This window comes from Sphaerospermopsis sp. FACHB-1094 (genome assembly GCF_014696195.1).
Classification (GTDB): domain Bacteria; phylum Cyanobacteriota; class Cyanobacteriia; order Cyanobacteriales; family Nostocaceae; genus Sphaerospermopsis; species Sphaerospermopsis kisseleviana.
Window position 1 is genome coordinate 1 of record NZ_JACJPT010000205.1, and the last position, 3,901, is coordinate 3,901.

The 3,901-nt window shown below is 38.0% G+C and carries 1 protein-coding gene; it reads right to left on the reverse strand.

Annotated features, from left to right (window positions below; all coding sequences use genetic code 11):
* Positions 1-172: 172 nt before the first annotated feature.
* Positions 173-3,658: a PAS domain S-box protein gene (locus H6F47_RS26955; protein WP_190651812.1), complete on the reverse strand. Its 3,486-nt coding sequence runs from the start codon at positions 3,656-3,658 to the stop codon at positions 173-175.
* Positions 3,659-3,901: the final 243 nt, after the last annotated feature.

Genomic DNA, 3,901 nt, shown 5'->3' on the forward strand with positions numbered 1-3,901 from the left:
ACACTTTTTCCGGTATACCCTTCAAAACCCTTGCACTAATTTCTGTGTTTATCAGCCTCTAACCTTTGATATATCAAGGTTTTAGGTTTATTCAGCAAACCCTATATAGGAGAAAAATAATTGATAATTGATAATTGATAATTGTCAATTCTCCATTGTCAATTGTCAATTGTCAATTACCCATTACCTGATTTAAACTCTGTAATAAATCATTGGCTGTATAGGGTTTTAATAAAACTGCTTGAACTTTTGTTTCTCCTGATTCTGGCAATAACTCTATTGTACCCAGTCCACTACAAGCAATCACTTGTACATCTGGGTTCATTTTTTGCATAGTGCGAATGGCAGTGACACCATCCATTTCTGGCATCATCATATCCATTAAAACTACACTAATTTCCTGTTTGTATTGGGCATAAAGAGCGATCGCTTCAATGCCATTACTAGCAGTCAAGGTCTGGTAATTGTTATTTTCCAGGATCATTGTAGCCACATCAAGTATTTGAGGTTCATCATCAACTATCAAAATCAATTCTCCGTTTCCCGGTTTAATGTCTAATTGCTCTAAACTAGGAACTTGAGGGGATTCTGCTGATGGCAAGAAGACTTTAAATGTACTGCCTTTACCAACTTGGCTGGAAACTGTCACAAAACCATTATGACTTTTAATAATTCCTAACGCTGTTGACAAACCCAATCCTGTCCCAGTACCAACTTCTTTAGTGGTAAAAAATGGCTCAAAAATGTTCTCTACTATTTTTGGGGACATACCTAACCCTGTATCCGTGACAGTAATCACAATATAATGTCCAATTTTCGATTCAAGATTCATCTTTGCATAAGCTTCATCAATAAACATATTTTCCCCAGCAATTGTTAGCATTCCACCTGCTGGCATGGCATCATGGGCATTAACTACCAGGTTCATTAATACCTGATGTAGTTGTGTAGTATCTCCAGCAACAGTCCAAAGATTTTCAGGGATTTGAGTGCTAAATTCAATGGATTTGGGGAATGTCTGTTTAGCAATTTGGATAATTTCTGTAATCAGGTGTTTAACTTGTACTATTGTTTTTTCTCCTTTTAAACCTCGCGCAAAGGATAAAACTTGTCTGACTAAAGCTGAACCTCGTTGAGCATTATTTTCAATAATATCAAGCATTTGGGGATGGCGTTCTTGATTTTTGGCAAGTTTGCCTTTAAGTAATTGGGTGGCGATTAAAATAGGTGTCAAGATATTATTTAAATCGTGGGCAATACCACCAGCTAAAGTACCAATGCTTTCTAATCTTTGAGTACGGAACAACTGCTCTTCTAGTTTTTTTCTTTCTGTAATATCAGTATCTACAACTAAGATGGATTTTGGTTGTCCATCAGCATCAAACATCAGTGTCCAACGACTTTCTACAATAATTTCCTGGCCAGATTTGGTTTTTTTACGTAACTCACCTTGCCAATTTCCTAACTTGACTACTGTTTTCAGAGCGTTTGCTTCTTTTTGTAGTGCAGTTTTAGGGCAGAAAATATCCTGAAGGTTTTTACCGACAGCTTCATCCTTAGCCCAACCGTATATCCTTTCTGCTCCCCGACTCCAAAATATGATTTTTGTGTCAAAATCTCGCACAAAAATAGCATCAGTAGCGATATCTAATAAAGCAGCTTGATCCGAAATTTGCTGTTCTTTTTGCTTGCGCTCAGATATATCTCTAGTTGTACCAATTACCCGTATTGGCTGACTTTGTTTGTTATAGTAGACTTTTCCTCTGGTGCTTAACCAGTGTAGGCTACCGTCAGGCCAAACAGCCCGATATTCAACACTAAACTCGGTTTTTTGCTCCATGGCAAGATTCAGTGCTTGAGTAAAAACCTGAGTATCTTCAGGATGAATTAAATCTAAGAAATCTGAACAAGTTGGTGGACACAAACTACCATTGGGCAATCCGTACAGTAGACCTATATGAGCAGACCATATATAGGTATTGGTGGTCACGTTCCAATCCCATATTCCCATTTTGACCGCTTCGAGGGCTAAAGTTAGTCGCTCTTCACTTTCTCGCAAAGTTTGGTCAGCCAGTTGACGCTCGGTAATGTCTTCACCAATACTACCATAGTATTCCACTTGCCCTTGTTCATTCTTGATCGCAAAGCGTCTGGACAACAGCCAGCGTATTGATCCATCAGAATGGATAATACGATATTCTGAACTAGCATTTCCACCTTGTTGATGATACACCTCCACTTCTGCCATCAAGCGGTCAAGGTCTTCTGGATGAATTGCTTCTATCCAAGATAGAGGATTTTCCCGCAGACTTTGGCAGGAACGACCCCAAATTTTCTCATAAGCCGGGTTAATATAATAGACGTTACTGCAATCTTGGCTACCAATCCATATATATGAGTCCATGTTTTCAGTAAATTGCCGAAATATCTCCTCACTCTTTTGCAGGGCGGATTCTGTTTCCTTGCGCTCTTTCATTTCTTGCTGCAAAGCTTGATTAGCAATTACTAATTCTCTTGTCCGTTCTGCTACTCGTTTTTCTAACTCTTCAGTATCTTTAATGAGTGCTGTCTCAGCTTGTTTGCGTTCACTAATATTGCTCAATAACCACATCCAGCCACTCTGTTGATTTTGAGGATTGTACATTGGAGCTACTTTCACACTAGCAGGAAATGGCTTTCCTTCTCGTGGTTGGATACTAATTTCCCATTCTGGAAATTGTTCTAAATCTGTTAGTTGGGATATAAATGTATGACGTTCTTCTTGAGTAATAAAAATTGTTAGGGGCTTACCTACTAGATATTTGGAGTCTACAGATAGTAAGGTTGATGCTGCATGATTGGCTTCTTGAATAATGCCTAATTTATCGGTTACTAAATAACCATAAGGTGTCAACTCAAACAAATTTTGGTAGCGTCGGCGTTCTAATTCTACAATCTCACGAGCAACAACGAGTTGTTCGTTTTGTTGGCGTAGTTCTTCTTCAACAATTTGCAGTTCTTCTAGAGTTTGCTGAAGTTCTTCGTTAATTTTTATCTCGTTGGCAATTTTTTCTGCTACCAATCTGTGTATAATATTTTGAGTCTTACAGCATACTTCCTCTATTGTATGATGATGATATTGACATTTATTGGATGTATGTGTGGACTGTTCTGATTCTTGGAAATATTGCTGTAAACTCTCAACTACACCAACTATTTGCACTAAATTTAATTCTGCTAACAAGTCACATTCTCTGACTACTCCTACCAGTTCTTCCCCATCATCCACAATGGGCAAATGATGGATTCCATGTTGCTGCAAGATTGACAAAACTGTGGTAATATCTTGCAAATGTGATTCTCTTAGTGTGATAACTTCCTTTGTCATCACTTCAGTTATTTTTGTATTCCATAAATCCCAGTTAAGAGCTTTCAAACGTAGTACATCTCTCAGGGTAAATATGCCTAATAAATGCTTTTCTTCTACCACTAAAACATAGCTTCTACTTTTGCTTTTTGGTAATGATTCTGGGGCGTTGACTATTTTTGGGCTGTTACTTTGTTCTTGAATCAAGACAATAGCATCCATTACAGGGCTGTCAGGGCTAATCCTCAAGGGACAACGATCAATAATTTGATGTACACTCTTTGAAGTAAACAGCTGATCGTTTAATTGCATATAGTATATAATTTGAAATATCTTAATGGGCGCTGGTTATATCGTGTCCGTGTTCAGAGTTTTCATTAAGAAAGTAGGATTGCAGGGTCCAGAAAAAAAGATAATTTTCCTATTTTTGCACAAATCGCGTGATCATTACCAACTGCTATATAAAACCTAGACAAAACTAGACTTTACTTTCTACTTCAACGGGAGCATGGGAGCAGTTATCCCTCAGTAGACTTTCACGCCTTAGCCAGACGC

Bases quoted from the DNA above. Each gene is read 5' to 3' on its own strand.
- H6F47_RS26955 (WP_190651812.1), bottom strand. From the start codon at position 3,658: ATGCAATTAAACGATCAGCTGTTTACTTCAAAGAGTGTACATCAAATT.